This window comes from Micromonospora yangpuensis, assembly GCF_900091615.1.
Taxonomy (GTDB): domain Bacteria; phylum Actinomycetota; class Actinomycetes; order Mycobacteriales; family Micromonosporaceae; genus Micromonospora; species Micromonospora yangpuensis.
Genome location: NZ_FMIA01000002.1, coordinates 5951973 through 5974127, shown reverse-complemented (window position 1 = coordinate 5974127; position 22155 = coordinate 5951973). Strand labels below are relative to the sequence as shown.

Genomic DNA, 22155 nt, shown 5'->3' with positions numbered 1-22155 from the left:
TCCAGGTCAGATTCCTGTCACGGAGGTGTCAGATGAACCCCGATCGGTTCGCCCAGCCGGCGCTGTCCCTGTTCCGCATGGTCATCGGTCTGCTGTTCCTCTTCCACGGCGCGGCGTCCCTGTTCGGCGTCTTCGGCGGCAGCCGGGGCACCGGCAACGCGGTGCCGATCGGTGAGTGGCCAGGCTGGTGGGCGGCGCTGATCCAGGCGCTCTGCGGTGGGCTGGTGCTCGTCGGCCTGCTCACCCGGCCCGCCGCGCTGCTCGCCTCCGGCTCGATGGCGTACGCGTACTTCGTGGTGCACCAGCCCGACGCTTTGCTCCCGATGCACAACGGCGGTGAGCTGGCGGCGCTCTTCTGCTGGTCGTTCGTCCTGATCGCCGCGCTGGGCCCCGGCCGCTGGGCCGTCGACAACCTGCTCCGGCAGCGTCGGGCGGTGGCCCGACCCGGCGCGGTGGAGCAACCCAGCCCGGTGGTCGCCTGAGCGTGGCCGCTGCCGGGCCGGCTTCGATCAGGCCCGGCAGGGGCCGTCGTGGGCGTGCGGCAGGGGGCAGCGGCCGGCACCGACGACCCGGGCGTCACACCAGACTCGGGTACGCAGCTGCTGGGCGTCCTCTTCGGACACGCTGGTCTCACCGAAGTCGAGCGCGTCGACGTGACCGAGCGAGCGGCGTAACGCCCCGGCCAGGGCGATCGCCTGGTCGCGGCTGGTCAGCGTGGTGGGCAGATGGATGATCCAGTGCGGGCCGGTCACCGGGACCACCGGTTGTTGGTCGGTCTCGGGTGGTGGCAGCCGTGGTGCCGGGAACCCCACTGGCGCAGGGCACCCCGGATACGCTCGCCCTCGGTGGTGGTGGTGGCGAGGTCACGGGTTAGTCGTTCCAGTTCGTCGGCGACCTGGTCGAGGTAGGCGTACACCTGGTCGGGGTCGAGGCCGCGCCACCGACTGTCGAAGGTGGCGGCGCGGACGTACTGCGGAAGCAGTCGTTGCCTGGCGCGGTGGATCATGATTCTCCTCGCCTTCGGGGCCCGTCGCGGTGGCACCGGGGCGGGCGGGGTCGGCCGGCGCGGCCCGCGCGTGGCGTGCCGGTCGGAGCCCGGCGGTCCGGGCCGTGCTCCGGTGTCAGCTGGTCAGGGCGGACAGACCCCTGGTGTACGTCGTCAGCGCGCCCGCCGCCGCAGCCAGGCTGGCGGTCATCAGGCCCAGTTCGCCGGCCGCCTGCTCCCACTTCTCGGCCACCCGGTCGGTGGCCTCTCCGGCGGTTGCGGAGTCGAGCAGCTGTTGCCTGGCGGTGGTGACGCGCGCCGGGAACTCCCGGACCTGGTCGGCTGCCGCGTCGAGCTGCCTCCGGGTGGTCTCCAGCACCTCGATCAGCGCCCCGATGCTCGCCGGCACCTGGTGCCCGGTGTGGGCGCGCAGCCGGTGCGCCCCGTCGGAGAGCATCCGCTCGGCCTCGGCGGCCAGGTCGAGAGCGTCCTCGCCGCAGCGTCTGGCCTGCCGGATCGCCGGATGCGCGCAACCGGCGGCGGTCCGTTCCAGCGCCGCCCCGGCCGCCGCCACCGCCAGGTACGCCTCCCGCAACTCCCCACCCACCCGCTCGACCTCCGACAGGCCGGGTGATGCCTCTTGTGGTGACGTCGTTGCTGCCATCTGTCGCTCCTCCTAGCTCGACGAGCCTTCCGGGGCAGTGGTGTCGGGGCGATGTCAGCCGTAGGTCTGGCTGATCGACTGGAGGGGTTACGCCGCCCCGACACCGCCTCGGATGGGGGCACCCGAGGGCGAGGGCATGCCCTGTTTTGCCGACGAGGGCTGCCTCTTCGACAAGAGATGATGCCTAGTGTCTCTAGCGCAAGCCTGGCATTCCAAGAACTTGATGTCACAAGCCTGAGATGGTCAGATTGTGGTGCCGACGAGGGAGCACCACGATGTCTGTCACGCCGTTCTACGAGCGAATCGCCACAGAGTTCCGGGACCGGATCAGGTCCGGCGAGTTGAAGCCTGGGGACAAGTTGCCGTCCATCTCCCAGCTGTGCCAGCAGTACGGAGTGTCGACCCAGGTGATCCGCTCAGCGATGCTCGTCCTACGTGCCGAAGGGCTGGTGGAGGGCCATCAAGGTCGAGGCGTCTATGTCCGGAACGGCGCGGGCGCTGGCTCGTCCTAGTTGGCAGTAGCCGAGGATGACCCGCACCGCTCCGATACGTCCCTCAACCGCCCACTCACCGTTCGAAGCGAGTGCCGGTGTGAATCTTGGACACTTACCGTCGTATTTGGACGGTAAGTGTCCAAGATTCACACCATTCCGGGGACGGGGACGGGGACGGGGACGGGGACGGGGACGGGGAGGGCGCGGGACGGGGCGGGGCGGGGGCGGTCAGGCGGTGGTGGGGAGGGAGACGGTGACCACCAGGCCACCGTCGGGGCGGGGGGTCGCCCGTACCGTGCCGCCGTGTGCCCGCGCCACCGCCCGGACGATGGACAGCCCCAGGCCGAAGCCCCGGTGACCGGCGACCCGCTCCCGGTTGAGCCGGCGGAAGGGCAGGAACATGGTCTCGATCTCGTACCCCGGCACCACCGGCCCGCTGTTGCTGACCGTCAGGGTGGCATGGCCGTCGACCACGGCCGTGGCGACCGAGAGCCAGCCGTCCGCGCCGATGTTGTGCCGGACCGCGTTCTCCACCAGATTCTGGGTGAGCCGTTCCAGCAGGACCGGGTCGCCGACGGTACGGGCCGGAGCCAGCTCGCGGGTGACGCCGAGCGCGGTCGACCGGGCGGTCTGCTCGGCTACGTGACCGGCGATCTCGGCGAGGTCCACCTCGGCGTGTTCGGCGAGCGCGTTCTCGGAGTCGGCGAGGGTGAGCAGCCCGTCGATCAGCCGCTCGTGCCGTTCGTTTACCGACAGCAGGGTCTCACCGAGCTGCCGCAGCTCCGCCGGGGCGTCCGGGCGGGTGATCGCCAGCTCGACCAGGGACCGGTTGATCGCCAACGGGGTACGCAGCTCGTGTGAGGCGTTGGCGACGAAGCGCCGTTGCCCGTCGAAGGAGCGGTCGAGCCGTTCGAGCATCAGGTCGAACGTGTCGGCCAACTCTTTCACCTCGTCGGTCGGGCCGGCCAGGGCGATCCGTTCGTGCAGCCCCCGGCCGGCGCCGTCCGCCCCGGCGATCCGGCGGGCCGTGCCGGTGATCTGCTGCAACGGCTGCAACGCCCGGCCGGCGGCCAGCCAGCCGAAGGCCACCGCGACGAGGGTCACCACGGCCAGGGCCACCCCGCCCTGGGTGAGCAGCGAGTCCAGGGCGTCCCGCCGGGCGTCTTCCTGCACCTGTCGGACGATGTCGCGCAGGTGTTCGGCCTGGTCGGCGTTGATCTGAGCACCCTGGGGGAAGGAGACCGACTCCCGGCCACCCGTTCCGCGCATGGTGAACCCGAAGCCGTGGGCGAGTCGCTGGTCGACCAGCACGTACGTCACGGCGAGCAGCACCGTGCCGGCGAGCAGGAACAGGCCGCCGTAGATGAGCGTCAGCCTGGCGCGGATGGTCGCTTTTCTCATCGGATCTGGTACCCCACTCCCGGCACCGTGTCGATGACCGGCGGATCGCCGAGCTTACGCCGCAGCTTCATCACGGTGACCCGCAGCACGTTGGTCATCGGGTCGATGTGCTCGTCCCAGGCCCGCTCCAACAGTTCCTCGGCGGAGACCACCGCGCCGTCGGCCCGCAGCAGCTCGGCCAGCACACCGAACTCCTTGCGGGACAGTGGTACGAGGTGCCCGTCGCGGGTGACCTCCAGTCGGGCCGGGTCCAGGACGATCCCGGCCCGGGTCAACTTCGGCGGTACGGCCGGTCGGGTGCGCCGGGTCAGCGCGTGCACCCGGGCGCTCAGCTCGACGAACGCGAACGGCTTGGTGAGATAGTCGTCGGCACCGATGGCCAGGCCGGCGACCCGCTCCCGGACGGCGGCGGCGGCGGTCAGCATCAGGATCCGGGTGTCCCGCTCGGTGTCGACCAGGGCCCGGCAGACGTCGTCGCCGTGCACCACCGGCAGGTCCCGGTCGAGCACCACCACGTCGTACCCGTTGACGCCGATGCGTTCCAGGGCCGCGTCGCCGTCGTACGCGACGTCGACCGCGAACGACTCCCGACGCAGCCATTCGGCGATCGCATCCGCGAGCAGCTTCTCGTCCTCGCATACCAGTACGCGCACCGGGCCATCCTCACCCATGGCGGCGTAACCACCGAATAAACAGCACGCTTATGCCCTGGATACAGCCCGAGGAGTTGAGTTGTCCCCCAGTGCCGGTTCTCTGCCGGCGGGAAGGGAGTGACGATCGATGCGACGACATCCGTGGGGCCTGTTCCTGGCCCTGCCCGTGGTGGCGGTCCTGGCCCTGGCCGGCTGTCAGGCCGACGACTCCGGCGACTCCGGGGTGGCCACCGCAGGTGGTGGTGGCGGTGCGCAGCCTTCGCCCTCCGCCGCCGCGATGAGCGACGACGAGCGTGGGCTCAAGTTCGCCGCGTGTCTGCGGGAGCAGGGGCTCGACGTGCCGGACCCGCAGCCGGGGCAGAACGGGCCACGGTTCAACTCCGGGGCGGAGGTGGACCGGAGCAAGATGCAGGCGGCTTTCGAGCAGTGCCGCGAGTTCGCCCCCAACGGCGGGCAGCCCCGGGAACTCGACGCCAGCCAGGTCGAGCAGGTCCGCAAGCTGGCCAAGTGCATGCGGGAGAACGGCGTACCGAACTTCCCGGACCCGGCCCCCGACGGGCGCATGCAGCCCGGCCCGGCCGGCATCGAGTTCAACGACCCCGCGGTGCGGGCCGCGTTCGACAAGTGCCAGGAGACCGTACCCAACTTCGGTGGCCGTCGGGGGGCGTCATGAGCACCGCGCCCCGACCCGTCGAGGTGGCCGCCGCCGAACCCGACGGGGCACCGTCCCGACGCCGCCGACGACCCGCGCTCCTGGCCGGCGCGGTGGCGGTGCTCGTCGTGGCGACCGCCGGGACGGCGGTCGCCTTCGCCACCGACGGCCAGGCCGACCGGGCGGCGTCGGTCGACCGGCGGCCACCGTCGAGCACCCAGGTCACCCGGCAGAGCCTGGTGGACCGGGAGACCAAGAACGGCGAGCTGGGGTACGGCACCCCGCGCGCCAGGGACAGCCGGCTGAGCGGGACGGTCACCTGGCTGGCCCGGGGCGGCGCGACGGTCAAGCGGGGCAAGGCCCTCTACCGGGTCGACGACGAACCGGTGGTGCTGCTCTACGGCGGTCTGCCGGCGTACCGGACGTTGCGTTCCGGGGTGAGCGGTAACGACGTCAAGCAGTTCGAGCGGAACCTCGCCGCGCTCGGGTACACCGGCTTCACCGTCGACGAGGACTTCACCTCGGCGACCGCCGCCGCCGTCCGGGAGTGGCAGGAGGACCTGGGCCTGCCGGAGACCGGCCAGGTCGACCCGGCCCGGATCGTCTACGCCCCGGGCGAGGTACGGGTGGAGAGCCACGGCGTCGAGGTGGGCGACACGGTCGGCGCGGGCAAGGTGGTCCTCTCGACCACCGGCACCGCCCGGCAGGTCACCTGCACTCTCGACGTCGAGGACCAGCGGCTGGCCGTCAAGGGCGCGAAGGTGACCGTCACCCTGCCCGACGGCACCCGGAGCACCGGAAAGGTCGACACGGTCGAGACGGTGGTGCAGACCTCGGCGGCATCGACCGGCCAGGACGCGCAGACCGAGACCAAGATCGAGGTCACCGTTACCGGGGACGACCCGAAGGTGCTGGCCGGTTACGACAAGGCGGCCGTGGACGTCGGCTTCGTCGCCTCGGAACGCGCCGACGTGCTCACCGTGCCGGTCGCGGCGCTGCTCACCCTCGCCGAGGGCGGGTACGGACTGGAGGTGGTCGAGGAGACCGGCACCCGGATCGTCGCGGTGCGGACCGGGCTCTTCGCGGACGGCCGGGTGGAGGTCTCCGGTGAGGAGGTCACCGAGGGGCTGACCGTGGGGATGCCCGGTGACTGAGCCACCCCTGACCGCCCCACCCGACCGCGTGGTCGAACTGCGTGACGTGACGAAACGATACGGCGACACGGTCGCTGCCCTCGGCGGGGTGTCGATGACCATCGACCGGGGCGCCCTGGTGGCCATCGTCGGCCCGTCCGGGTCGGGGAAGTCCACCATGCTCAACGTGATCGGCACGCTGGACCGGCCCAGCTCGGGCGCGGTCCACATCGACGGGTACGACGCCGCCCGGTTGTCCGACCGGGAGCTGTCCGCCCTGCGGGCCAGCCGGATCGGCTTCGTGTTCCAGCAGTTCCACCTGGCTGCCGGCGTACCGCTGGTGGAGAACGTGGCGGACGGCCTGCTCTATGCCGGGGTGGCCCGGCGGGAGCGGCGGCGGCGGGCGGAGGTCGCGTTGCGGCGGGTCGGCCTGGGACACCGGCTGGACCACCGGCCGCACCAGCTCTCCGGCGGTGAGCGGCAGCGGGCGGCGATCGCGCGGGCGGTGGTCGGCGAACCGCCGCTGCTGCTGGCCGACGAGCCGACCGGCAACCTCGACTCCAGCTCGGGTGCGGGGGTGATGGAGCTGCTGCACGAGCTGCACGCGGCCGGCACCACCGTGGTGGTCATCACCCACGACCGGGAGATCGCGGCGAGCCTGCCCCGGCAGGTGCAGATGCGCGACGGGTTGATCGTGGTCGACTCCGCGGCCCCGACCGAGGGGGTACCGCGATGACCACGACACCGCTGCGGCCGACCGGCTCGGCGCGGCGGGCCGGTGCCGCGCGGCCGGAGCGGCTGCGGCCGGCCCGGCTGAGCCCACGGGACGTGCTGCGGGTCGGTGGGGTGGGGCTGCGTACCCGGCCGTTGCGGGCGTTCCTGTCCGCCCTGGGCATCGCCATCGGCATCGCGGCGATGATCAGCGTGGTCGGCATCTCCTCGTCGTCCCGGGCCGACCTGGACCGGACGCTGGCCGCCCTCGGCACCAACCTGCTCACCGTCGCCCCGGGCAGCACCCTGTTCGGTGCCGACGCCCAGTTGCCCGTCGAGGCGGCCGGCATGATCAGCCGGATCGGCCCGGTACGTCAGGTGTCGGCCACCGCCCAGCTCGGCGACACCCCGGTCTACCGGTCGGACCGGATTCCGGCGGCGGAGACCGGCGGGCTGGGCACCCAGGCGGTCGAGCTGGACCTGCTCGACACCGTCGGCGGCGCGCTGGAGAGCGGGACCTGGCTCAACGAGGCCACCGCGCAATACCCGGCCACGGTCCTCGGGTCGGTGGCCGCCGAGCGGCTCGGGCTCGGCGCGGCCGGGCCGGACACCCAGGTCTACCTGCACGGGCGGTCGTTCACCGTGATCGGCATCCTGCGGCCGGTCCCACTCGCCCCGGAACTCGACTCGTCGGCGCTGGTCGGCTGGTCGGCCGCGACCACCTACCTCGGCCTGGACGGGCACCCGACCCGGATCTACACCCGCTCGGCCGAGCAGCACGTCGAGGCGGTCCGGGCGGTGCTGGCGGCGACGGCCAACCCGGAGCAGTCCAACGAGATCCAGGTCTCCCGGCCGTCCGACGCGCTCGCCGCCCAGCAGGCCACCGACGAGGCGTTCACCGGCCTGCTGCTCGGGCTCGGCGCGGTGGCGTTGCTGGTCGGCGGGGTGGGGGTGGCCAACACCATGGTCATCTCGGTGATCGAGCGGCGGGCCGAGATCGGGCTGCGCCGGTCGCTGGGCGCCACCCGGGGGCAGATCCGGACCCAGTTCCTCGCCGAGTCGCTGCTGCTGTCCGCCCTGGGCGGGGTGGGCGGGGTGCTGCTCGGTGGCCTGGTCACCGCCGGCTACGCCAGCTCGCAGGGGTGGCCGACGGTGGTACCGCTCTGGGTGGTGGCCGGCGGCATCGGGGCGACCATCGCGATCGGCGCGCTGGCCGGGCTCTACCCGGCGATCCGGGCCAGCCGGCTCTCGCCCACCGAGGCCCTCGCCACCCCGTGACCACCCGGGCCCGACCGGCGCGGAGACGGGTGAGCCGGATGGCGCGCGGTCGGGCCCGGCGGCCGGTGGGACCTTCACCGGCCGCCGGGCCACGGCGGATCATCGCCGACATCAGAAGACGTCCGGTGCCCAGTGCCCAGCGCCCGCCGACGGGGCGGTGGGGCGGCGGTCAGCTGCAGACCCGCCACTGGTCGCCCTCGTGGACCAGTTGGAAGACCTCGGCCGGGCCGTTGTCCGAGACCACGTGCACCTCTGCCCGGGAGCGGCCGTTGCTGGTGCGTACCGTGGTGTTGGTGATCCGGTCGGCACCGCGCGGTGGCTCGGCGGCCCGCTCCCGGGTGAACTCCTCCTCGGTCGTGCGGTTGCGCAGGAGCTCGCAGAGCCGGTCGTAGGCGGCCGGGTAGTTGCCGGCGCGCACGTCCGCCAGGTAGCCGGTCAGGGCGTCGCGGGGGCCGGCGGTGGCGTCCTGCACCGTGCGGTAGAGCCAGAATCCGCCGCCGGCCAGTCCGCCGCAGCAGCAGAGCAGGGTGGCCAGGGCGGCGACCACGATCAGGAGCTTGGCGGTGCGGCCGAGCCCGGCGGCCTTCGGCGGGCCTCCGGGCGTGCCGGGCGGGGGAGGGTAGGTCACCTCGTCAGCCTAGAAAGGCCAGGCCAACCGAAGTGCGGCTGGTACGGGCCACCCGCCCGGAATGTTGCCCGGTCAGTTGAACCATGGGCGACAGTCGACGTAGTAGGACCAAACCGCTACGAGTTGGGAGAAGGCCGATGGCAGACGAGGACCCCACCACCCGCGCCGTGAACCGGATGGTTGCAAACCTGGACCCAGCGACCAAGGTTGCCCTGCAGACCTCGATGACGCTGGACGGTGCCCTGATGATCACCCAGCAGCGGGATGTGATCGAGGCTCTTGACCGGCTGGAGCGCGCCGACCGCAGTCTGGCCGGGCCCGCCGGACAGTTGGCACTGACGGACGCCCAGATCGAACGGGTCAATGCTCGCTTTGCCCTCAACTCGACAGTGGCGAAGCACATCGACACTCCTCGACCGATCGGGTACGTCGCGCAGGCGACAGCACAGATCCGTGAAGAGGCGGACAGGTACTTCGCCCAGCAGCAGTCCTCTGGTCGGCAGTCGGTTCCGGGGCCATCGGCCGGGCCTGCGTCGCAGCAGCAGATGATTGCCTTCGTGGCGGGCTACCGAGACCCGCAGGCCCCGACCACCGCCGCCGCCCCGGGTCTCATGGGACCGCCACCGCGGCCCGGCAGTAACCAGGCGCAGCCCCAGGGGCGGGGATTGAAGTAGGACGCGTCACAGGCTGGGGCGCTGTTCGTGCAGGTTGTGGACCGGTGGGATCCGGCTCTCACTTCGAGTCGCCGTGTTGACACCGTACGTGTGGACATGATCGGCTCGGTCGAGCGGCGCTGCTCACCCGGTGGGACCTCGGGTGGCGGTTGCCCCACCCCGTCGTAAACTCGGGGGCACAACTGAATACCTCATCCAGAGGGGCTGAGGGATACGGCCCGACGACGCCCCGGCAACCACCCGCACGCTCGACGACGAGTCGGATCGCGGGCAGGTGCCAATTCCGTCCCCGCCGCAGGGTGCGATGCGGGGAAAGATGAGAGGACTTCCTCGACATGACGTCGACCCTCGCCACCTCCGGCCTCGACACCACCAACAGCCCCGCCCGCGCCCTGGTCTGTCGGGCCTGTCAGGCGCGTTACCCGTTGGCCGCCCAGCACGCCTGTTACGAGTGTTTCGGGCCGCTGGAGGTCGACTACGACGCCGCCGCGCTGGCCGCCGTCACCCGGGAGCAGATCGAGGCCGGCCCGCAGAACATCTGGCGGTACGCCGCACTCCTGCCCGCCGGGCAGGACCCGGCCACCCGGGTCAGTCTGGACCCGGGCCTGACCCCGCTGGTCGCCGCCGGTAACCTCGCCGCCGAGTTGGGCATCACCGCGCCGCTCTGGGTCAAGGACGACAGCGCCAACCCGACCCACTCGTTCAAGGACCGGGTGGTCTCGGTCGCGTTGACCGCCGCCCGTCAGCTCGGCTTCACCCGGTTCGCCTGTGCCTCGACCGGCAACCTGGCCAACTCGGTCGCCGCCCACGCGGCCCGCGCCGGGGTCCCCTCGGTCGTCTTCATCCCTGGCGACCTGGAGCCCGGCAAGATCGTCACCACCGCCGTGTACGGGGGCGAGCTGGTCGCCATCGACGGCTCGTACGACGACGTGAACCGGCTCTGCGGCGAGCTGGTGGAGACCGACGAGTTCGAGGACACCGCCTTCGTCAACGTCAATGTCCGGCCGTACTACGCCGAGGGCTCCAAGACCCTCGGGTACGAGGTGGCCGAGCAGCTCGGCTGGCGGATCCCGGCCCAGGTGGTCATCCCGATGGCCTCCGGTGAGCTGCTCACCAAGGTCGACAAGGCGTTCAGCGAGCTGGTCGAGATCGGCCTGGTCGAGGCGCCGGCCGGCGGCTGGAAGGTCTTCGGCGCCCAGTCGGCCGGCTGCAACCCGATCGCCACCGCCCTGCACGGCGAGACCGACACCATCGTGCCGGTCAAGCCGACCGGCATCGCCAAGTCGCTCAACATCGGCGACCCGGCCGCCGGCCTCTACGCCCTGGAGGCGGTCCGCCGCACCGGCGGCTGGATGGAGTACGTCGACGACGACGAGATCCGCGAGGGCATCCGGCTGCTGGCCCGTACCACCGGGGTCTTCGCCGAGACGGCCGGCGGGGTGACCGTCGCGGTGCTGCGCAAGCTGGTGGAGTCCGGTCGGCTCGACCCGACGGCGGAGACCGTGGTCTTCAACACCGGCGAGGGGCTGAAGACCATCGACGCGGTCGCCGGTCAGGTCGGCCCGACCCACCGGATCAAGCCGTCGCTGCGTGCTGCCCGGGATGCCGGCCTGCTCGGCTGAGCGGGGACGGCCCCGGCCGGTCCGAAGATCCGGCTGTTCCGGCGGGTAACCGACTTTTTGCCCTCCGTACGGGAAACCAGTCTCCGAGGACTTGACGGCAGGAACCAGGCGGCGCAAAATGCTCGGTGCGGGAGGGCGTTTCGCCGAAGACTTTTGAAGCTCTTACGACCCAACGCCGGAGGCGTTGTGCGATCGTCCCTCCCGACCAACCTCCTTCGGGCCAGCGAGAAATTCGCTGGCCCGAAGTCGTTCCGGGGCGCACCCTCGACAGCCATGAGCATCGCCATCACCCCCATCGAAGCCCACGACCAGGCCACGATCGACGAGGCGTACCGGATCGGGGTCGCCGCCGGCGACGCGGACCTGCCGGACCTGCCCGTCGTGCGCCGACGCTTCGAGGGTGCCCTGCGACATCCGATGCCCGGTAACCTTCCGGTCTGGGCGCTGGCCCGGCTGGACGGGGTACCGGCCGGTTACTACGCCGTCGAGCTGCCGCAGCTGGACAACACCGACAACGCCACCATCGACCTGGTCGTGCACCCGGCGTACCGACGTCGTGGGGTGGGGCGCGCCCTGCACGCGCACGCCCTGGGCCTGCTGCGGGAGCGGGGCCGGAAACGGCTGGTCGGCATGGCCGTCGACGCCCTACCCGGTGGCCCGTCCCGGTCGCCGGCCGGCAGTGCCTTCGCCGCCTCGACCGGTGCGGCCCCGGTCCTGGTCGAGGCGCGTCGCCGGCTCGACGTCACCACGGTGGAGCAGGCGGCGCTGGACGCCGCCCTGGCCGAGGCCTGGACCCGGGCCGACGGCTACCGCCTGGTCGGCTGGCGGCAGAACACCCCCGAGGAGTACGTCGCCGACATCGCCTACCTCGACGGGCGGCTGATGATGGACGCCCCGCTCGGGGACCTGGAGTGGGAGCCGGAGGCGGTGGACGCCGAACGGGTCCGGGGCGCCGAACGGGCGCTGGACGCCCGGGGTCGCCGCCGCTACCACCAGGGCGTCGTCCACGTCGCCAGCGGCCGGGTGGTCGCCTGGACGCTGCTGGATGTCGACCCGGACGCGTCGTGGCACGCCTTCCAGCAGATCACCCTCGTCGACCCGGCCCACCGTGGCCACCGGCTCGGGCTGATCGTCAAGATCGAGAATCTGCGGTACGCCATGACCCACGAGCCGCAGCTGCGCGTGGTCGACACCTGGAACGCGACTACCAACCAGCACATGATCGCCATCAACGAACAGCTCGGCTACCGCCCCGTCGACAACTGGACCGACTGGCAACTGACCCTCTGACCGCAGTTCCGCGCAGTATCGCGGCCTTGTCGTGCGGCGTGGCGGCCCTGCTGGTCCCGCGGCGTGGCGTCTTCTCGCGCGGCGTGGCGGTCTCGCCGGACGGCATGGCGGCCCTTTCCGCGCGGCGTGGCGGTCTCTTCGCGCGGCATGGCGGCCCTTTCCGCGCGGCGTGGCCGCCGGGGCTGGTCTCGCGCGAGAACGGCGCGCTGTCGGCACCTATGGGTGAGAAGGGTGCCCCGAGAATCCGCCGAAGCGTTAACAGGGGGCCCTTCCTTGCGGCCTTACCGTTGGGTGGAGGGCTCAGGCATGATGGCGGGCATGACGGAGACCCCGCATCCCCTGTACAGCAGGCACGCCGACACGCTCCAGCGGGCGCTGACCGCGATCACCGAGCGGGCGTACTGGTCTGCCTACCCCGAGTCACCCAGCCCCCGGGTGTACGGCGAGACCGCCGCCGCCGACGGCCACGCCGCCTTCGAGGCGTACCTGGATGGTGATTTTCCCCTCGACCAACCGGGCGGCGGCGAGCGGATCGCGACCGAGGCGAGCCCGTTCGGGCTGAAGCTCGGCGTGCGGTACCCGCACGCGTCGGTCGACGAGCTGGTCACCGCGGCCTCGGCGGCGCTGCCGGCCTGGCGCGACGCCGGCCCGCAGACCCGCGCGGGGGTCTGCCTGGAGATTCTCGACCGGCTGCACAAGCACGTCTTCGAGCTGGCCAACGCGGTGCAGTTCACCACCGGGCAGGCGTTCGTGATGGCCTTCCAGGCCGGTGGCGCGCACGCGCTGGACCGGGCGCTGGAGGCGGTCGCCTACGGGTACGCGGAGATGAGCCGGCACCCGCGCACGGCAGCCTGGGAGAAGGCCGCCGGCAAGGGTGACCCGCTGCGGATGACCAAGACGTTCCACGTGGTACCGCGTGGGGTGGCGCTGGTCATCGGCTGCAACACCTTCCCGACCTGGAACTCGTACCCGGGACTGTTCGCCTCGCTGGTCACCGGCAACCCGGTGGTCGTCAAGCCGCACCCGCGCGCGGTGCTGCCGCTGGCCATCACCGTGCGGTACGCCCGGGAGGTGCTCGCCGAGGCCGGCTTCGACCCCAACCTGGTGCTGCTCGCCCCGGAGGCCCCCGGCGAGAAGCTCGCCACCGACCTGGCCCTGCACCCGGCCGTGAAGATCGTCGACTTCACCGGCTCCAGCGAGTACGGCGACTGGCTGGAGGCGAACGCCCGGCAGGCGGCCGTCTACACCGAGAAGGCCGGGCTGAACGCGGTGGTGGTCGACTCCACCGACGACTTCGCCGGCATGTGCCGCAACCTCGGCTTCACGCTGAGCCTCTACAGCGGGCAGATGTGCACCACCTCGCAGAACATCCTCGTCCCGGCCGGCGGCATCGACACCGACCAGGGGCACAAGAGCTTCGACGAGGTGGCCGCCGGGATCGCCGCGGCGGTCGGCAAGATCACCGCTGATCCGGCCCGGGGGGTCGAGCTGACCGGGGCGATCGTCAACGACGGGGTACTGGAACGCCTCACCGAGGTGACCGGGGTCGGCGAGACCGTGCTGGCCTCGCGGACCGTCGAGCACCCCGCCTTCCCGGACGCGGTGGTCCGGACGCCCACCATCGTCAAGCTCACCGCCGAGGACACCGGCACGTACGGGCGGGAGTGGTTCGGGCCGATCTCGTTCGTCATCGCCACCGACTCGACCACGCACAGCCTGGAGATCCTGCGCACCACCGTCGGCGAGAAGGGCGCGCTGACCGCGGCGGTCTACTCCACCGACGAGGCGGTCCTCGACGCCGCCGAGGCGGTCGCGGTCGACGTCGGGGTACACCTGTCCGGCAACCTGACCGGCGGCGTCTTCGTCAACCAGTCGGCGGCGTTCTCCGACTTCCACGGCAGCGGCGCCAACCCGGCGGCCAACGCCGCGCTCACCGACGGCGCGTACGTGGCCAACCGCTTCCGCATCGTCCAGTCCCGCCGCCCCACCTGAGGTGTAAGGAAGGGCCCCCTATTAACGCTTCCGGTATAGAGGGGTGCCCTTCTCACCGTCCACCTGCCGGATTCGTGGCAGGTGGACGGTGCGGGCTTGGCAACGACGGCAGGGAACACGGCATCGCTCGGAAGCGATGCGGGTCCGGGACGATCGGCGACGTGGTGCTACCGGCGTACCAGGCACCCGGCACCATGGGTCGATCAAGGGGTGTCGCGCTGGCACCCGGGCTGGCGGCAAGGGTGGTGAGAAGGGGCACCCTCTCTACCGGAAGCGTTAATAGGGGGCCCTTCCTTACACCTCAGGCGGGGCGGCGGAGTTGCAGCTCGGTCAGGGCCGGGATCTTCGGGTGGGGCACCCGTACGCCGGTGTCGGTGAAGCCCAGCCGTTGGTAGGCCCGGAGCGCCCGGTCGTTGCCCACGACCACCTCCAGCATCAGGTCCGGCCGGCCACACGCCCGTGACCAGTCCGCCACCCGGTCCACCAGTTGCGCGAGCAGTCCGCTGCCCCGCCAGGCCGGGGTGACGTAGACGGCGTAGATCACCGTCACCTCGGGCTCGTCCGGCAGTGCGGTCCCGCCGGCGTGCCCGACGAGCCGGTTCCCGACGAGCCGGTTCCCGGTCCGGTTTCCGGTCGGCGCACCAGCGGGCCGAGGGGCCCGGGGTGGCGTGGGATCGGCGACGAACTGGGCCCACTCGCTGCCGGTCGAGCAGTACTCGACCCGCTCGGCGTACTCGGTGTGTGATCGGGCAGCCGCCTCGGCGAGGGTCTCCAGGAAGGCCAGGGGCGAGTCGGCGAGCATCTCCAACCGCAATGCCCGCATCCGGGCCGCGTCCTCGGGCCGTACCCGGCGGACGGTGGCTTCACGGGTGCCGGTGGCGGCCGGGAAGGTGGTCATCTGGGATCTATACCGCAACGATGCACACCGATGCGGGTCGGGTCGGTGATCGTAGTGATTTGCACCTTTTGCGGTCGTGCGCCAGCGTGATGGTTCGTGTACCGTGCGATTTCGATCGCCAGATTTCGTCGGTTCGCATCGATCGAAAAGGGGGCGATCCGGACGCTCGGCCGTGCCCGGCGTCCGCGAGGTTGTGGAGCGCCGCGCAGAGTGAGGAAGTGCACCGTGGCACAGGGCACCGTGAAGTGGTTCAACGCCGAAAAGGGCTACGGCTTCATCGCCGTCGACGGCGGACAGGACGTCTTCGTTCACTTCTCCGCCATCGAGATGGACGGCTACAAGGCGTTGGACGATGGCCAGCGGGTGGAGTTCGAGATCGCCCAGGGGCAGAAGGGGCCCCAGGCCGAGCGGGTACGGGTCGTCGCCTGACCGCCTCACTCCGACACCGCCCTCGGCCATCGGGGGCGGTGATTCCACCACACCGGTGATGCGGTTGTTGCGCGCGTTGTGGAGGATCATGAGCCGATCCAGCCGTCGTTGCTGAGGAGGCCCCATGACCGACCGATCGCGACCGGAGCACTTCGAGCCGGGGCGTGCCGCCGTGCCGGGGTCGCCGGGGCCGCAGTCGTCCGAGTCGCCGGACAGTTCGATTCCGCGGCCTCCGTTGGATCCGACTGCGGTCTGGCCGGGCTCGGACCCCTCCGCGCCCGACCCCGACCCGGGTGCGCCGGGCCGGTCCGGCTCGCGTCTGGATGCGCCGGGACAGGCCGGTGCGGACCCTGGCGGGCTGGATCGATCCGGTTCCGGGGCGGACGGTTCCGTCCCGGGCCCGCAGGGGTCGGGTCAGCCCGGCGCGGGTGCGCCGGCCGGGCCTGGAGCGGGCGCGTCGGGCCAGCCGGAGGCGGCAGCGTCGGGCCAGGCCGGGGCAGGGGCGGCAGGCCCGGGTCAGGCCGGGTCGAGGACTGGTGGGCCGGGCCAGCTCGGTCCGGGGGCGATGGCGCACGGACCGTCGGGGGCGGGGCAGTCCAGTCCGGAGCCGCCCGTACCGGGCCCCCCGGCCCACGTGGTCCCGCCGGCCGGGGGCTACCCACCCGGTACGCCGCCCGGTGCCGGTTCCCCCGCCGGCCAACCACCGTACGGGGGCAACCCGCCAGCACACCCCGGCCAGCCGTATCCCGGGCAGCAACACCCCGGCCAGCCGTACCCGGGTCAGTCCCACCCCGGGCAGTCCCACCCCGGGCAGTCCTACCCCGGGCAGGCGTACCCGGGGCACCCTTACCCGGGTCAGTCGTATCCCGGGCACCCTTACCCGGGTCAGCCGTATCCCGGGCAGCCCTATCCGGGTCAGCCGTACCCGGGTCAGCCCTACCCCGGGCAGGCCTATGCCGGGCCCGGGCAGCCCGGTGGGTGGGACCCGCGGGATCTGCTTGTCAACCCGCCCGGCGCGGGCCTGGGTGGCTGGTTCTCCCGGTGCGTCGGCGCGGTACGCCGGGGCTGGCCGGTGTTGCTGCCCCTGACGCTGCTCACCCAGGTGCTGCCGACGTTGATCATCTCGGTGGTGACGCTGCTGCTCGACCCGACGTTCGGGATCGAGGAGCCGGCGCCCGGTGCGTTGCCGGTGCTGCCCGACGGGTTCACCCGGGACATGGTGGTCTTCGGCATCACCCTGCTGGCCGCCACCGTGCTGGTGGGTCTGGTGCAGAGCATCGGCTGGGCGGCCGGTAGCTGGGTGATCGCCCGGCAGGCGGCCGGCGAACCGGTGGACTTCGCCACGGCCCTGCGCTACGGCCTGCGCCGGGCGTTGGGGCTGTGGGGCTGGACCCTGGTGCTGGGTCTGCTGATCCTGGTGGGAGTCTGCTTCTGCATTCTGCCCGGGATCTATCTGGCCGCCGCGTTGAGCCTGGCCGGGCCGGTCTACCTGTTCGAGCGGAGCAACCCGATCGGGCGGTCCTTCCGGATGTTCCACGACCGGTTCGGCATGATGCTCGGGCGGGTGGCACTGCTGGGGGCCGTGGTCTTCGGCATCGCCGTGCTTCTCGACCTGCTGGAGTCGGTGGGCATGCTGCCGTTCGGGGACGACCCGATGACCTCCCCGCAGCTGACCGTGGGCGCGATCGTGGTGGTCTCCCTTTCCGCGCTGCTGAGTCTGCCGGCCCACCTCATCCAGTTGGTCGGGCTGGTGGTGACCTACGCCGAGCAACGGATCCACGAGGCGCCGGTGAACAGCGCCCGACTGGCAGCCGAACTCGGCTGACCAGGAGCGGAATCCGCGCAGGTCAAGCGCCTGAAGTCCGGCTGGGCGAGGGCCCGGATCCGGTCTGATCGGCGGCATCGTGCTTGCACTCGGCAGGGGAGAGTGCTAAACAAGTCATTGGCACTCGCGTACGGTGAGTGCCAATGGTCGGGGCGGTAGGGCCACGGTCGTACGCCGTTGGAGACGGCACGCGGCACATGGCCGGTCGTCGCGGGCTATCCGGCCCGGCCGAAGGATGTCGCTGTCACTCGACGGCGACGTCCCAAGGTGCGTACACCAGGCGGCCCATCCGGGACTCACACTCGGGTGGCCCGTGAGTGTCCAGGAGGACAACGCCGTATGGCCAAGATGATCGCGTTCGACGAAGAGGCGCGCCGCGGCCTCGAGCGGGGCATGAACCAGCTCGCCGACGCCGTGAAGGTGACGCTCGGCCCGAAGGGCCGCAACGTCGTGCTCGAGAAGAAGTGGGGTGCCCCCACCATCACCAACGATGGTGTGAGCATCGCCAAGGAGATCGAGCTCGAGGACCCGTACGAGAAGATCGGCGCTGAGCTGGTCAAGGAGGTCGCCAAGAAGACCGACGACGTGGCCGGCGACGGCACGACGACGGCGACCGTCCTGGCCCAGGCCCTGGTCCGTGAGGGCCTGCGCAACGTGGCCGCCGGCGCCAACCCGATGGCCCTGAAGCGGGGCATCGAGGCCGCGGTCTCCAGCGTCTCGGAGGAGCTGTCCAAGCTCGCCAAGGACGTCGAGACCAAGGAGCAGATCGCCTCCACCGCCTCCATCTCCGCTGGTGACAGCAGCGTCGGCGAGATCATCGCCGAGGCGATGGACAAGGTCGGCAAGGAAGGCGTCATCACCGTCGAGGAGAGCAACACCTTCGGGCTTGAGCTTGAGCTCACCGAGGGCATGCGCTTCGACAAGGGCTACATCTCGGCCTACTTCATGACCGACCCGGAGCGTATGGAGGCCGTCTTCGACGACCCGTACATCCTGATCGCGAACAGCAAGATCTCGTCGGTGAAGGACCTGCTCCCGATCCTGGAGAAGGTTATGCAGTCGGGCAAGCCGCTGCTGATCATCGCCGAGGACCTGGAGGGCGAGGCCCTGGCCACCCTGGTGGTCAACAAGGTCCGGGGCACCTTCAAGTCGGTCGCCGTCAAGGCGCCGGGCTTCGGTGACCGCCGCAAGGCCATGCTGACCGACATCGCCATCCTCACCGGTGGCCAGGTCATCAGCGAGGAGGTCGGCCTCAAGCTCGACGCCGCCGGCATCGAGATGCTGGGCCGCGCCCGCAAGGTCGTGGTGACCAAGGACGAGACCACCATCGTCGACGGTGCCGGTGACGCCGACCAGATCCAGGGCCGGGTGAACCAGATCCGGGCCGAGATCGACAAGAGCGACTCGGACTACGACCGGGAGAAGCTGCAGGAGCGGCTGGCCAAGCTGGCCGGTGGCGTTGCGGTGATCAAGGTCGGCGCGGCCACCGAGGTCGAGCTGAAGGAGCGCAAGCACCGCATCGAGGACGCCGTTCGCAACGCGAAGGCCGCCGTCGAGGAGGGCATCGTCCCGGGTGGTGGCGTCGCGCTGGTGCAGGCCGGCAAGACCGCCTTCGACAAGCTGGACCTGGCCGGTGACGAGGCGACCGGTGCGCAGATCGTCAAGATCGCGCTGGACGCCCCGCTGCGGCAGATCGCCGTGAACGCCGGTCTGGAGGGTGGCGTGGTCGTCGAGCGCGTCCGCAACCTGGACGCCGGGCACGGCCTCAACGCCGCCAGCGGCGAGTACGTCGACCTGCTGGCCGCGGGCATCATCGACCCGGCCAAGGTGACCCGGTCGGCGCTGCAGAACGCCTCGTCGATCGCGGCGCTCTTCCTCACCACCGAGGCCGTCGTGGCGGACAAGCCGGAGAAGAACCCGGCCGCCCCGGCTGCTCCGGGTGGCGGGGAGATGGACTTCTGAGTCCAGCTCCACGAACGCCGGAAGGGGCGGGCCGCGTCAGCGGCCCGCCCCTTCCGCTGTCCAGCCCCCACACCGTCGCCCGCAGCCGGGCAGCCCCAGCCCGGGCCAGCCGCACAGCTCAGCCGGGTCAGCCCCGGGCGGCCTGGACGGCGGCGTAGGCGTCGACCACGCCGGCACCGGCGCGGTCCGCACCCGGGCACCCGCCGGCCGGTTGGTCGGGGTCGGGCCGGGCCGGGGTCGCGGTGTCCCGCAGCAGCTGCCGGGTCCGGTCGACGTCGCCGACCAGGTCCGGGTTGGCCGACCACATCAGCGCCACCACGCCGGCCACCTGCGGGGTGGCCATCGAGGTGCCGTCCAGGGTGGCGTACCCGCCGCCGGGCATCGCGGAGAGCACCCCCGCGCCGGGCGCGACCAGGTCAGGCTTGGCCGCGCCGCCGGCCGCCGGACCCCGGCTGGAGAAGATCGTCACCTGCCGCTGCCGGTCCACCGCACCGACGGTCAACACATCCGGGTACGTCGCCGGCGGGTCCTCGATCGAGCCACAGGACGGGCCGGTGTTGCCGGCGGCGGCCACCACGAAGATGCCCGCCGCCTCCAGCGCGGCGGTGGCCGGCCGGAGCACCCCCGGGTCACAGCCCTCGATCGGCGGACATCCCCACGAGTTGGTGAGCACGTCCGGGGCGCGTGCGGGGCGACCGTCGCGGAACGGGTCCCCGCCTACCGGGAACGGGGCCAGCATGAACTGGAGGCAGTCCAGGTACCGGGCCGGGCTGCCGAGGTTGCGGTTGAGGTTGACGCAGCCGGTCCACCTGGCGTCGGGGGCCACCCCGATCCCGCTGCGGCCGACCGCGCTGCCCAGCGTGTGGGTGCCGTGTCCGCTGCGGTCGGTCGGGGCCGGGGTGCCGGCCCACGGGTCGTACCAGGAGTCGTCGCCGCCCCGGAAGCCGGCGGAGAGCGCCGGATGGGCACCGTCCACCCCGGAGTCGGAGCTGCCCACCACCACCCCGGCACCGGTCACCCCGAACTCGCTCCACACCCGGTCCGCACCGATCAGCGAGATGTTCCAGGCCGGCCCGGCCGGCGCGCTCTGGTCGCCGCGGTTGGCCGGTACCGCCGCCGGTAGCGGTCGCAGCCGCTGGCTGACCAGTACCCGGGCCACCTCGGGCCGGCGGCTCAGCCAGGCCCGTACCGCCGGCCCGCCGTCGGTCTCGATGGCGTTGACCAGGTAGTAGGGGGTGGGTGCCAGCCGCAGCCGACGCAGCTCCCGGCGCAGGTCGACCTGGGTCCGCTCGGCGGTGTCGACCAGTCGGCGGTGCACCTCGGTGACGCGGGCGTCCCGGCCGGCACGACCCGGCGCGGCGGCCGGCAGGTCGGTCAGGTCCGCCTGCTCGCGCAGCACCACCAGCAGCCGTTCGCCGTGCAGCCCGGGTTGGCCGGGGCCGAGACCGACCACCGCGCCGGCGGCCAGCCCGACCGCGACGGCGGCGACTGCGACCCGCCGCGCCGGGTGGGCACCGCGGGCCCGGCCGAGCACGACGCCGTACCCGATGGCCAGCGCGACCGCGACGGCCAGCCCGGCCGCGGTCGCCACCGCGACCCAGAACGGCACGTCGCGGGAGTCGGCCAGCAGGAGCGTGATCTCCTCCGGGTCGGCGTAGGCAAGCGGACCGAACACGCCGAGCCCGACCAGCCAGCGGGTCGCGGCGGAGCCGGACGGTCGGCCCGAGCGCAGCGCCGCCGCGTGCAGCGCGGCCAGCACGAATCCGACCGGTGGCAGCGTGAACAGCGCCGGCAGCTGCGCACCGGACTGGCCGGTACCGGCCGCCAGCAGCAGCAGGGCCACCCCGGCCACCAGGCCCCCGACCAGCACCAACCGGGCCGCCCGGGGTGGCGTGCCGACGGTGAACCGGGCCCAGAAGCCGGCATCGAGCAGCACCCCGGCCAGGGCACCGACCGCTGCCGCCGCCAGGGCGGCGAGGGCCGTCTCCAGCAGGCCACCGAGGGCACCCACCCAGACCCAGGGGAGCAGCAGGAGCAACCCGGCAGCGGCCGCGAGCAGGGTGACCGCCCCCGGTCGCCATGGCCCGGCCGGACGGTGGCGTTCGGCGGGCTGCTGTACCTGGGCGGGCTGGCGGGGCTCGGCGGGCTGCTGTACCTGGGCGGGCTGGCGGGGCTCGGCGGGCTGCTGGGTTCCGGCGGATCGGCCGGGCCCGGCGGGCAGTCCGGCGCGGCGCAGGATACGGCCGCCGACCAGGGCGAGCAGCGCGGCGGTGCCGGCCAGCAGGGCCAGGTAGGCCTCGTGGTGCACGGGCGGGACGGCCCGCAGCAGGAGCAGCACACCGAGGCTCAGCGTGCCGGCCAGCCAGACCCGGCCGGTGGTCCGGACCGCCGGGGAGCGTGGCAAGAGGGCGAGCAGCAGCGTGGGCGTGCCGAGCACGACCACGGTGCCCAGGGCCAGACCCGGCCAGAGCCCGACCAGCCGGTGCAGGCCGGTGGCGAGCACCACCTGGTCGACCAGCCAGCCGCCGGCCTGACCGACCACGACGAACCCGACGGTCCAGAGCCCGACCAGCGCCGCCAGCACCACCGGCCACGGCCCGGAACCCGACCGGCCCGGTCCTGGCCCGGCGGTCGGTGGCCACCCGGGCGGCACCGGCCCGGCGGGCGGCATCGGGCCGGGCGGCACCGGGCTGGCGGGTGGCATCGGGCCGGACAGCATCGGGCCGGCGGTCGGCGGCCACCCGGGCGGCACCGGGCTGGCGGGCGGGCCGGCGGGCGGCCCGGGGGGCGGCATCGGGCCGGCGGGCGGCGTGGGTGGACCGCCGGGTGGCACCGGGCCGGGCGACGCGGGCGGACCTGCGGGT

General features: G+C 72.4%; 21 protein-coding genes and 1 riboswitch. Of the genes, 13 read left to right on the top strand and 8 right to left on the bottom strand.

What is annotated here, in order from left to right; translation table 11 throughout:
• Window positions 1-32 precede the first annotated feature (32 nt).
• Window positions 33-482 carry a DoxX family protein gene (locus tag GA0070617_RS26965; RefSeq protein WP_091444736.1) on the top strand — a complete coding sequence of 150 codons (450 nt, stop codon included), beginning with the start codon at window positions 33-35 and terminating at the stop codon, window positions 480-482.
• Window positions 483-509: 27 nt separating this feature from the next.
• On the opposite strand, the gene GA0070617_RS26960 is transcribed toward GA0070617_RS26965, so the two are convergent.
• The 3 genes from GA0070617_RS26960 to GA0070617_RS26950 all read right to left on the bottom strand — a co-directional run bounded on the left by GA0070617_RS26960 (window position 510) and on the right by GA0070617_RS26950 (window position 1649).
• Window positions 510-761, bottom strand: a complete 252-nt coding sequence (locus GA0070617_RS26960; RefSeq protein ID WP_175440669.1) for a hypothetical protein — start codon at window positions 759-761, stop codon at window positions 510-512.
• Window positions 749-1006, bottom strand: coding sequence for a DivIVA domain-containing protein (locus GA0070617_RS26955; protein ID WP_091444733.1), 258 nt, complete (start codon window positions 1004-1006; stop codon window positions 749-751). The genes GA0070617_RS26960 and GA0070617_RS26955 overlap by 13 nt, the downstream gene beginning before the upstream one ends.
• A gap of 115 nt (window positions 1007-1121) precedes the next feature.
• Window positions 1122-1649 (bottom strand): hypothetical protein, encoded by a 528-nt coding sequence (locus GA0070617_RS26950; RefSeq protein ID WP_091444729.1) that lies wholly within the window; start codon window positions 1647-1649, stop codon window positions 1122-1124.
• Between the two features lie 275 nt (window positions 1650-1924).
• Between GA0070617_RS26950 and GA0070617_RS26945 the strand changes: the two genes are divergently transcribed.
• Complete coding sequence (locus GA0070617_RS26945) at window positions 1925-2161, top strand: winged helix-turn-helix domain-containing protein (protein WP_091444725.1); 237 nt, start codon at window positions 1925-1927, stop codon at window positions 2159-2161.
• A 210-nt stretch (window positions 2162-2371) separates the two neighbouring features.
• Here the strand turns inward: GA0070617_RS26945 and GA0070617_RS26940 are convergent, their stop codons facing one another.
• Together GA0070617_RS26940 and GA0070617_RS26935 are read right to left on the bottom strand one after the other, a co-directional pair.
• Window positions 2372-3544, bottom strand: a complete 1173-nt coding sequence (locus tag GA0070617_RS26940; protein WP_091444722.1) for a sensor histidine kinase — start codon at window positions 3542-3544, stop codon at window positions 2372-2374.
• Window positions 3541-4197: a response regulator transcription factor gene (locus GA0070617_RS26935; RefSeq protein ID WP_175440668.1), complete on the bottom strand. Its 657-nt coding sequence runs from the start codon at window positions 4195-4197 to the stop codon at window positions 3541-3543. Before GA0070617_RS26935 ends, GA0070617_RS26940 begins: the two co-directional genes overlap by 4 nt.
• Before the next feature lie 127 nt (window positions 4198-4324).
• On the opposite strand from GA0070617_RS26935, the gene GA0070617_RS26930 reads away from it, so the two are divergent.
• Genes GA0070617_RS26930 through GA0070617_RS26915 form a run of 4 tightly spaced genes read left to right on the top strand, consistent with a single transcriptional unit; the run spans window position 4325 to window position 7971 of the window.
• Window positions 4325-4870 (top strand): hypothetical protein, encoded by a 546-nt coding sequence (locus tag GA0070617_RS26930; RefSeq protein ID WP_229688441.1) that lies wholly within the window; start codon window positions 4325-4327, stop codon window positions 4868-4870.
• Complete coding sequence (locus tag GA0070617_RS26925; RefSeq protein ID WP_091444714.1) at window positions 4867-6003, top strand: peptidoglycan-binding protein; 1137 nt, start codon at window positions 4867-4869, stop codon at window positions 6001-6003. The genes GA0070617_RS26930 and GA0070617_RS26925 overlap by 4 nt, the downstream gene beginning before the upstream one ends.
• A gap of 28 nt (window positions 6004-6031) precedes the next feature.
• The gene (locus GA0070617_RS26920; RefSeq protein WP_217628955.1) at window positions 6032-6718 is read left to right on the top strand and encodes an ABC transporter ATP-binding protein; all 687 of its coding nucleotides are present in this window, start codon (window positions 6032-6034) and stop codon (window positions 6716-6718) included.
• The gene (locus GA0070617_RS26915) at window positions 6715-7971 is read left to right on the top strand and encodes an ABC transporter permease (protein WP_091444711.1); all 1257 of its coding nucleotides are present in this window, start codon (window positions 6715-6717) and stop codon (window positions 7969-7971) included. Before GA0070617_RS26920 ends, GA0070617_RS26915 begins: the two co-directional genes overlap by 4 nt.
• Before the next feature lie 169 nt (window positions 7972-8140).
• Here GA0070617_RS26915 and GA0070617_RS26910 read toward each other — a convergent pair whose 3' ends face one another.
• Window positions 8141-8599: an Rv0361 family membrane protein gene (locus GA0070617_RS26910; RefSeq protein ID WP_091444708.1), complete on the bottom strand. Its 459-nt coding sequence runs from the start codon at window positions 8597-8599 to the stop codon at window positions 8141-8143.
• Between the two features lie 137 nt (window positions 8600-8736).
• Here GA0070617_RS26910 and GA0070617_RS26905 point away from each other — a divergent pair, with 137 nt between their 5' ends.
• The 4 genes from GA0070617_RS26905 to paaN all read left to right on the top strand — a co-directional run bounded on the left by GA0070617_RS26905 (window position 8737) and on the right by paaN (window position 14177).
• Window positions 8737-9273, top strand: a complete 537-nt coding sequence (locus tag GA0070617_RS26905; RefSeq protein ID WP_091444704.1) for a hypothetical protein — start codon at window positions 8737-8739, stop codon at window positions 9271-9273.
• Window positions 9274-9461: 188 nt separating this feature from the next.
• A riboswitch (SAM riboswitch) is annotated at window positions 9462-9596 on the top strand.
• A gap of 12 nt (window positions 9597-9608) precedes the next feature.
• On the top strand, window positions 9609-10895 hold the full coding sequence (gene thrC, locus GA0070617_RS26900; RefSeq protein ID WP_091444701.1) for a threonine synthase: 1287 nt from the start codon (window positions 9609-9611) through the stop codon (window positions 10893-10895).
• A gap of 273 nt (window positions 10896-11168) precedes the next feature.
• Window positions 11169-12185, top strand: a complete 1017-nt coding sequence (locus GA0070617_RS26895; protein WP_091444697.1) for a GNAT family N-acetyltransferase — start codon at window positions 11169-11171, stop codon at window positions 12183-12185.
• A 318-nt stretch (window positions 12186-12503) separates the two neighbouring features.
• Window positions 12504-14177: a phenylacetic acid degradation protein PaaN gene (gene paaN, locus GA0070617_RS26890; protein ID WP_175440667.1), complete on the top strand. Its 1674-nt coding sequence runs from the start codon at window positions 12504-12506 to the stop codon at window positions 14175-14177.
• A gap of 301 nt (window positions 14178-14478) precedes the next feature.
• Here paaN and GA0070617_RS26885 read toward each other — a convergent pair whose 3' ends face one another.
• Window positions 14479-15075 (bottom strand): GNAT family N-acetyltransferase, encoded by a 597-nt coding sequence (locus GA0070617_RS26885; RefSeq protein ID WP_091444690.1) that lies wholly within the window; start codon window positions 15073-15075, stop codon window positions 14479-14481.
• A 225-nt stretch (window positions 15076-15300) separates the two neighbouring features.
• Here GA0070617_RS26885 and GA0070617_RS26880 point away from each other — a divergent pair, with 225 nt between their 5' ends.
• The 3 genes from GA0070617_RS26880 to groL all read left to right on the top strand — a co-directional run bounded on the left by GA0070617_RS26880 (window position 15301) and on the right by groL (window position 19291).
• Window positions 15301-15504 carry a cold-shock protein gene (locus GA0070617_RS26880; RefSeq protein ID WP_007073263.1) on the top strand — a complete coding sequence of 68 codons (204 nt, stop codon included), beginning with the start codon at window positions 15301-15303 and terminating at the stop codon, window positions 15502-15504.
• A 1072-nt stretch (window positions 15505-16576) separates the two neighbouring features.
• A complete protein-coding gene (locus tag GA0070617_RS26875) occupies window positions 16577-17329 on the top strand; it encodes a hypothetical protein (protein WP_091444687.1) in 753 nt (250 codons plus the stop codon).
• Between the two features lie 339 nt (window positions 17330-17668).
• Window positions 17669-19291 carry a chaperonin GroEL gene (groL, locus tag GA0070617_RS26870; protein WP_091444684.1) on the top strand — a complete coding sequence of 541 codons (1623 nt, stop codon included), beginning with the start codon at window positions 17669-17671 and terminating at the stop codon, window positions 19289-19291.
• Window positions 19292-19418: 127 nt separating this feature from the next.
• Here the strand turns inward: groL and GA0070617_RS26865 are convergent, their stop codons facing one another.
• Complete coding sequence (locus GA0070617_RS26865; protein ID WP_229688440.1) at window positions 19419-22010, bottom strand: S8 family serine peptidase; 2592 nt, start codon at window positions 22008-22010, stop codon at window positions 19419-19421.
• Between the last annotated feature and the right edge of the window lie 145 nt (window positions 22011-22155).

Excerpts from the sequence above, each read along its gene's own strand:
- GA0070617_RS26965 (WP_091444736.1), top strand. The coding sequence starts at position 33 with ATGAACCCCGATCGGTTCGCCCAGCCGGCGCTGTCCCTGTTCCGCATG.
- GA0070617_RS26955 (WP_091444733.1), bottom strand. The coding sequence starts at position 1,006 with ATGATCCACCGCGCCAGGCAACGACTGCTTCCGCAGTACGTCCGCGCC.
- GA0070617_RS26950 (WP_091444729.1), bottom strand. The coding sequence starts at position 1,649 with ATGGCAGCAACGACGTCACCACAAGAGGCATCACCCGGCCTGTCGGAG.
- GA0070617_RS26945 (WP_091444725.1), top strand. The coding sequence starts at position 1,925 with ATGTCTGTCACGCCGTTCTACGAGCGAATCGCCACAGAGTTCCGGGAC.
- GA0070617_RS26940 (WP_091444722.1), bottom strand. The coding sequence starts at position 3,544 with ATGAGAAAAGCGACCATCCGCGCCAGGCTGACGCTCATCTACGGCGGC.
- GA0070617_RS26930 (WP_229688441.1), top strand. The coding sequence starts at position 4,325 with ATGCGACGACATCCGTGGGGCCTGTTCCTGGCCCTGCCCGTGGTGGCG.
- GA0070617_RS26925 (WP_091444714.1), top strand. The coding sequence starts at position 4,867 with ATGAGCACCGCGCCCCGACCCGTCGAGGTGGCCGCCGCCGAACCCGAC.
- GA0070617_RS26915 (WP_091444711.1), top strand. The coding sequence starts at position 6,715 with ATGACCACGACACCGCTGCGGCCGACCGGCTCGGCGCGGCGGGCCGGT.
- GA0070617_RS26905 (WP_091444704.1), top strand. The coding sequence starts at position 8,737 with ATGGCAGACGAGGACCCCACCACCCGCGCCGTGAACCGGATGGTTGCA.
- thrC (WP_091444701.1), top strand. The coding sequence starts at position 9,609 with ATGACGTCGACCCTCGCCACCTCCGGCCTCGACACCACCAACAGCCCC.
- GA0070617_RS26895 (WP_091444697.1), top strand. The coding sequence starts at position 11,169 with ATGAGCATCGCCATCACCCCCATCGAAGCCCACGACCAGGCCACGATC.
- paaN (WP_175440667.1), top strand. The coding sequence starts at position 12,504 with ATGACGGAGACCCCGCATCCCCTGTACAGCAGGCACGCCGACACGCTC.
- GA0070617_RS26885 (WP_091444690.1), bottom strand. The coding sequence starts at position 15,075 with ATGACCACCTTCCCGGCCGCCACCGGCACCCGTGAAGCCACCGTCCGC.
- groL (WP_091444684.1), top strand. The coding sequence starts at position 17,669 with ATGGCCAAGATGATCGCGTTCGACGAAGAGGCGCGCCGCGGCCTCGAG.
- GA0070617_RS26865 (WP_229688440.1), bottom strand. The coding sequence starts at position 22,010 with ATGCTGTCCGGCCCGATGCCACCCGCCAGCCCGGTGCCGCCCGGCCCG.